Source organism: Candidatus Methylomirabilota bacterium (genome assembly GCA_028870115.1).
Taxonomy (GTDB): Bacteria; Methylomirabilota; Methylomirabilia; order Methylomirabilales; family Methylomirabilaceae; genus Methylomirabilis.
Genome location: JAGWQH010000073.1, coordinates 26,137 through 32,680 on the forward strand (window position 1 = coordinate 26,137; position 6,544 = coordinate 32,680).

Genomic DNA, 6,544 nt, shown 5'->3' on the forward strand with positions numbered 1-6,544 from the left:
CGTGACGGCCTCTCGGAGGAATCTCTGAGAGGCCGTTTTCTTTCTCAGTGACCTGTCTGCTGGCGCGCGAGCAGGCGGCATCGTCGTCTCATCCGAAAAATCGCCTTCCCGCTGATAGCCAAACGGCCCATGTGGCGGGTCTCGCCGACCGCCTTCGATTCAGCGTGTTATAGTGACCGGGCTCGCTTGGCGAGTAGAGCGAATCAGCAACCAGATACAGAGGGTCAGTTTAAGCAGATCGAGGGCGGTATAAGCCAGGTGGAGTTGCCGGAAGCGTACTAGCGCAGGAGGAGCCGGGATATGGGGAACGAAGTCAAGACTTCGACCGAGCGTTAGGAGCCACTGACTGAGCAGCAGCGCTACGATGACGATGGCCAAGATCGTACCGGCGACAGTAATCGCCGTGCGGTCCACAGGCCTCAGCCCCAGGGCGGCAGCCACGACGGCCGCGCCGAGCACAAGTTGGGTGAATCCCCAGACGTTGAAATATAGTCGATTCAGTTCCGAAACGAGATAGCGCAGGACACTGCGGATCTCATCGTGCGCGATGGGAGTAATGGCGTGCGAGAACGCGGGAGTAGGCGTCGACAGCAACCGATCGACCGTGCGAAAATTCTGCGTCGCCACAAACGCGATCAGCAACGTACCGGCGATCCATCCACCCAGTAACATGATGAGCAGTGCTCTCATGGTTTTCCTATCGCTGATCTCAGCTCTTTTGTCTTGACGTTCATTCTGATGGCCTACGTCTGAGCCAGCTCAGGCGTGAGAACCCACAGCAGCCGAAAGCCTCTATCGGTCTTGACGAGACAGATCATTGTGCCTGTATCCGGTCGGATGATCTCAGTCTCACTGTTGCCCAGCACCAGAGCCGAGATGAGGCGGCTCAGGTGCGGCAGGTGGCCTATAAGCATCAGTGGCTCCCCAGCAGCCTCCAACAGAGCGCGAACTCTGTCCGGGTCGTCGCCGGGCGCGAGACCTTCGCCCTTCCGGATACCGAACCGCGGTACCAGATATTCGGCCATGATCTCGGCGGTCTGCTGGGCCCGGAGTCTGTCTGAGTGACAGATTTCGGCGACCTCCACTCCAATGGACGCAGCGTGCCTGGCCACGCGCATAACCTCCTCGCGCCCGTGATCGCTGAGCGGCTTAGTCGGATCCTCACGCTCGGATTTTGACTCGCCATGCCGCACGAGATAGTGCAGTACGGCCCTCTCTGCGGCCATCTCTATCTCCGGCGATATGTGCCCATCAGTTCAGTCTGCGCCAGGATGTGACTGTGGATCGCTTTCTCCAGGTCCTTCTTGGTCGTACTGGACGGCAGATTTAGTGTTGTGTCGAGTGCGTACAGCTTGAAGAAATACCGGTGCGTACCGGACGGCGGGCAGGGGCCGCCGTACCCAACCCGTCGGAAGTCGGTGGTCCCCTGTGTGGTCCCGTTCGGCAGCGACGCTGTCTTGGGGAAATTCTCTTTAACGGCGCGGACACTCGCCGGGATGTTCCAGATCACCCAGTGGACCCACGTCCCCATCGGCGCATCGGGATCGTCCGAGATGAGGGCAAAGCTTGTGGTTCCGGTCGGAGGGTCAGACCAGCTTAGCGGTGGGGAGATGTCTTGCCCATCACAGGTATACTTCGGGGGAATCATGTCACCGGGTTGAAATGCCTGACTCTCTAATTTCATTGTCGTCCCTCCTGCGCCGATCAGCAGCGCGGTAAGCCCAACGGCGATAGCCAGCCTCGTCCCTACTCCGAATAGGATCATGGTCTCTTCCAGCGCCTCACGACACCGCATTCAGCATATCTCAATCGACTGCTGGTACCAGGATTGGTCATACCCTTTGACTTCCACCCGCTCCGCATCCTCCAGAACAACGAATGACGATCTGGATTCCACCATCACGGCCACTTCCTCCCGAAATGGCAGATCATGTGGTTTGGGGGCCTCTTGTCGAGCGGTGTTAGCCAGGGTTCGGAGGTCAGGGCCGTGAGGCAGACCGGCAGGGTGGACCGTCAGGAATCCATCCGTGATTTCGGGCCGCGCGCCGTACCCCTTATGATTAAAGAGTACTTCATCCACCCAGTTGAGATGGTTGTACGGCAGGCTGTGAATCCAGCGGGGGAGGAACACCTGCATCGCTACGCCCTCATCCTCGCTCGCAAATACCGTAAGCTTCTTCGGATCGAGGTGCACGTTTGGCGAAGACAGTGCCACCAGATCGTTGAGCCGAAGGATGAAGGGCCACACCTCTCCCTCCCAGGCTACGACATCGAAGAGCGGCGTTGCGTATGTGAGTAACGTGAAGCTGCCCAGCCGTCTTTTGACGATAACCTGTGTGGCCTCCTCACGACCGAGCGGCGGCCGAAGCTCGGCAAGAGGCGTCGGTTCCGGCGGAACCGGCGCAGCCGGTGAAAAGGGCCAGGGCTGCTGATCCCCCATCCAGTAGTCATAGGGGCGGAGCAGCCGTTTCGGGATTTCGTAGAGGAGGATGGACACCCTTCCAGCCAAGCGCAACGAATAGGTAGTGCCGCGCGGCAGAAAAAAGAAATCGCCCTCCCGAACCTCCTCGAGCAGCCCGAAGTCAGTAATGAGGCTGAGGGGGTGTTGGGCCCGATGGACAAAGTAGAGCTCATGGCAGTCGGCATGACGAGCGGGGGATTGCCACTTCCCGGCTTCCTCGAAATCCCCATTGCAGACCCAAATGGCCACATCGTCGCTCGAAAGGATAGGGACGAAGGAGCCGGGCGTGGTCTTCTCTGCTACGTGAAAGGCTCGTCTCCTGAGAGAACGATTCTCCTTCATTGGCTGTACGACGTGCGCTCTGAACAAGGGACAATGAGCGGGAATCGTCGAGCTTTCGACGATGGCGGTTGGAGGACACTCCATCAGCAGTTCTGTACCGAACTCGAGCTTGTAGCTCGAAAGGCTCTTTGGGGAGCGTCCGCTGGAGTGCCAATTCTTGAGACGCGCTTGGTAGTCGGCTCGAATCCGCCGTTCGATCCGCGTCAGATTCACCATCTTTGGCACATGCGCCATGTTTTGGCTCCGGTCTGAGGGCGCTTTACTTCCACGCCCTTTTCATTCTGCGAACGGGTCCCAGTCCGGCGGGATGGCGTCGAAGTCGAGGACCCAGATCGGTTTGCCGGCCGCTTGCAACTCCTCCAGGCACCGATACAGCGCTTGAACCGTGGCATGGTGGAAGTGCGTAGGATCACGTTCAAACAGGTCGAGGCGTTGGTTGAGTTCGAGGAAGGGCCCCGCCGCCGGGTTCGGCGAGCGGAAGAGCGAGCCGGTGAACATCTGCAAGAGCTGACTGCGATCATCATACAGGATGGGGGTGGTATAGCGGACACCCAACTGCTCTGTGATCCGACGGTACGCTTCGATCGGTCCCCCCTCAATGCGGAGCGCGACGTGCTGGATCCCCTCCCCGCAGCAGTTAATGATGTGCGAGACCTGCGATTCGCCCCTCCGGTCGATTCCCTCCACCGGCGCGATATAACCGGCTCCCGGCATCTTGCCGAGTTGGATGGCAACGGTCTTCATACTGGAAGGGGCCTTCGGATCAGCGACATCGTGACTTTTGTAGGTTACCGGACCTCCCTGAAGGGCGCGCATGAACAGATAGGCAGTCTCCCGGAGGCTTTGAGTTGCGAGTGCCGCATGATCAAGTTTTAACGTGAATGTGCCCCACAGTTCTGCCAGGAGCAGATCCCTTTCCGCCTCGCTTAAGCCGCCTGGTCCGCGCTGTGCTCTGTCCATTCTCCTAATCCCGTCTAGCGAAGCTGTTTGTAAGGATCCCAATCCCCTCGACTTCCATCTCCACGGTGTCCACCGTATCCCCTTCTACAAGCCAGGGGTACTTCCTGCACGTCTCGGCGATAGAGCCGCCGGCGAAGGTCCCGGAGCCGATGAGCGTTCCGGCGTCGAGCATCAAGGGCTGTTGAGAGAGGTAGGCGCTGATTTTCGGAAATGTCCATAAGGTCGAGTCGGTACAGGCTTGAGCTTCCAGACGAACCTCGCCGTTCACGCGGAGGATGATATGAGGGTTCCGCTTCGCGAACTCCGCATACGGTACAAACCGTGTCCCCAGCGCCTTCCCGAGGATCGACTTGCTTCGCGCGGGGCCAAGCCCAAGTTGAACGTCCTCGGCCTGCAGACACCGGCAGGAGAGGTCGTTGAGGATGGTCACGCGACCATGCTCCCGCAGGAACTCCTCTGCCTCTGCTTCGGTCCACCCCTCCTTGGTGCCTAGATCGAGCAGGAGCGCGAGTTCGAACTCGTAATCCGCTTTCCGGATCGAGCGCGGGATGGACACCGTCTCGCCGGAGTCATGGATCTCGTGCCGGCCAAGGGCGAGTGTATAGTACGCCCACCTCACCCTGCGAAGTTCGAGGCTTCTTTGAATCTCCTCATCGCTGCGTCCCGAACTCCTGCCCATACCGATGATGTGCCTGGCATCGGAGACGCCATCCAGGAAACGGGCCGGATAGGTAAGATGATCTTTGACCGAGGCAGTAGTCATGCCGCTTCATCCTCTGAGGCGAGCGATGATCTCGGCACTCGCCTCTTGCCATGGACGCAATGCAGACGCATTCGCGGGGCACGCATCCGGATTATGATTCGTGACGGCAACGTGGAACGCGATGTAGAGATTGTCGGGGAATCTACGTCGAAGCTCCGCGTTCAGTGATGAGGTCCCAAGGGCAATTGCGGCCGTGCCGATGATCTGACCGCCGTTTTTAGCGGCCGCGTCCGGCAGGCGAAATCCGATGCACCGACCGCCGGTCAGACTGGTCAGATTGAACGTCAACACCGATTCGCCGGAGGGAAGGCTCCCCTCAATGATGTCGCCGAATCGTCCGCTGGGCTTCGTCTCGAGATAGACCGGCTTGGCATCGACGGCTCTCGAAAGCTTCTCGACGAAGCGCCGGACCGGATCAGTTCCCGGAGCAAAAATGACATGAGGTCGAAGGTTCTTCACTGTCATCCATTGCATAACGTCTTCGATGAGCCATGAGACAGATTCCGGGCACTGCACGATCGCTTCGGTAGCGAAGTAGGCATCGAGATGCACCTGCGTCCCATCGCGATCCGAGGGATACGCCAGATGCTGCCCGGTCAAGAACGGTTCCGCCTCCCTGATGATCCTGCGCGCTCGCTCTGCGTCAAGAGTCGGCGATACGAGTGTCACGCCTTCAGCGATCCTCATCGAAGAATCCCCTGCGCCCCTCAAGCGAGCGCCTTTCTGGCCGAGTTAAGCCCTTCCCAGAAAATATAGAGGGCATCAAGCGCTCGTCGCCCGCCCTCTATAAACTTATCTTCATCGAACTTGGGGTGAGAAAAGGTTTCCAGAAGCTCCCCGTACACATTCTCCCCATGCCCCGTTTCAAGCGCGAAGTGATGCTCGAAAAAGCCGAGGGGGATCAGCTCCAGGCCATCCGGCAGACGCTGTGTTTCATTGAAGCTCTTCAGTCCGATGATCAGTTGCTTCCAGAAATTTGTGGATTCCGCCTCCTCGCCTTTCCCGATTCCCCACGCCGCCCACGTCTCGATTCCGTAACTGGCGCCGCCGGCAATCCGCCAATCAAAGCTTCCATACGCCTTCTCAAGCTCAACCAGAAAGCGCCGTGTCGGTGGGGTGGCGGTTCTCCAGTCGCCCAACCGCTCCGGATCCAGTTTGAGTGGCGCGCAGGTCTGGCGCAACCACTCGATATGGGCCCACTCCGTTCTAAACGCCTGGTTCTCCGGGGTCTTATCCGGGCCGAGTCTCACGCCGCATTCGTTGACGAGGATGTGGCGCGCTAGTTTTTCGCTTTCAAGGTTGGTTGCACGGGCGACTCGCTTGGCTTGTATCGGGACAAAATGCTTGGAAAAGACTGCGAACTGTTCGAGGAAATGGATGACTTGAGCGGTATTGGCTTTCCCGCAACTGAACCAGATACAGAACCTGTTGTTCCTGATCACTTGATGCCGATGGACCTTCAGTTCAACCTTCTTCCAAAAGGCCTCAAATCGCTCCTGTCGGGCATTGCTCTGCATGGCGCCCTCTCTCTACGGCAGAGGAGATCAATTACAGTTTGAGAGACCTGACAAGGATCAGGAAGGGTATTATAAGCCCTTATTTTGCAGTTATTTATAATCTAATCTGTGACTTACGATATGTCAAGGAACTATACTCTCTCATACGACGATGATCTACACTCACGTGTTGAACCGAAGGGGGTAGGGGAATCCACACCCCTGCTTAAGACTCGGATTGGATTTGGGCGGGTCACTATCGGAAGACCGGATAGGCTGACATAGGTGCAGCCTTTGCCGTCGTCCGCCTTCAGACAAATTTCTTGTTGAGTGCCGGAAAAGGTTATAGAGTTTTGGCCAGCTTCGACAACGGTTGGTCGCGATAGCAACTGTCTTGGTTGTCAAGAGCTACGCGCAATATTTATGGTCCACGGGGTCTGATGTTTGAGCATCGCATTCAGAATGGTCAGCAGCTTCCGCATACAGGCGGTCAAGGCGACCTTCTTCGCTTTCCCGGCTGCA

9 protein-coding genes are annotated in these 6,544 nt (G+C 58.0%); all 9 read right to left on the bottom strand.

Features of this window, described 5'->3' with window-relative positions:
• Positions 1 to 159: 159 nt before the first annotated feature.
• On the bottom strand, positions 160 to 690 hold the full coding sequence (locus tag KGL31_08190) for a hypothetical protein (protein ID MDE2321878.1): 531 nt from the start codon (positions 688 to 690) through the stop codon (positions 160 to 162).
• Between the two features lie 53 nt (positions 691 to 743).
• Positions 744 to 1,226 carry a phosphohistidine phosphatase SixA gene (gene sixA / locus KGL31_08195; protein MDE2321879.1) on the bottom strand — a complete coding sequence of 161 codons (483 nt, stop codon included), beginning with the start codon at positions 1,224 to 1,226 and terminating at the stop codon, positions 744 to 746.
• Between the two features lie 2 nt (positions 1,227 to 1,228).
• Positions 1,229 to 1,684, bottom strand: a complete 456-nt coding sequence (locus KGL31_08200) for a YbhB/YbcL family Raf kinase inhibitor-like protein (protein ID MDE2321880.1) — start codon at positions 1,682 to 1,684, stop codon at positions 1,229 to 1,231.
• Between the two features lie 111 nt (positions 1,685 to 1,795).
• Positions 1,796 to 3,037: a homogentisate 1,2-dioxygenase gene (locus tag KGL31_08205; protein ID MDE2321881.1), complete on the bottom strand. Its 1,242-nt coding sequence runs from the start codon at positions 3,035 to 3,037 to the stop codon at positions 1,796 to 1,798.
• Between the two features lie 42 nt (positions 3,038 to 3,079).
• Positions 3,080 to 3,763 carry a hypothetical protein gene (locus tag KGL31_08210; protein ID MDE2321882.1) on the bottom strand — a complete coding sequence of 228 codons (684 nt, stop codon included), beginning with the start codon at positions 3,761 to 3,763 and terminating at the stop codon, positions 3,080 to 3,082.
• A 4-nt stretch (positions 3,764 to 3,767) separates the two neighbouring features.
• Positions 3,768 to 4,526 (bottom strand): fumarylacetoacetate hydrolase family protein, encoded by a 759-nt coding sequence (locus KGL31_08215; protein ID MDE2321883.1) that lies wholly within the window; start codon positions 4,524 to 4,526, stop codon positions 3,768 to 3,770.
• 6 nt (positions 4,527 to 4,532) lie between these two features.
• Complete coding sequence (locus tag KGL31_08220; GenBank protein ID MDE2321884.1) at positions 4,533 to 5,213, bottom strand: hypothetical protein; 681 nt, start codon at positions 5,211 to 5,213, stop codon at positions 4,533 to 4,535.
• Positions 5,214 to 5,233: 20 nt separating this feature from the next.
• On the bottom strand, positions 5,234 to 6,043 hold the full coding sequence (locus KGL31_08225; GenBank protein MDE2321885.1) for a hypothetical protein: 810 nt from the start codon (positions 6,041 to 6,043) through the stop codon (positions 5,234 to 5,236).
• A gap of 380 nt (positions 6,044 to 6,423) precedes the next feature.
• A partial coding sequence (locus tag KGL31_08230) for an IS110 family transposase (GenBank protein MDE2321886.1) occupies positions 6,424 to 6,544 on the bottom strand: 121 nt, incomplete at its 5' end.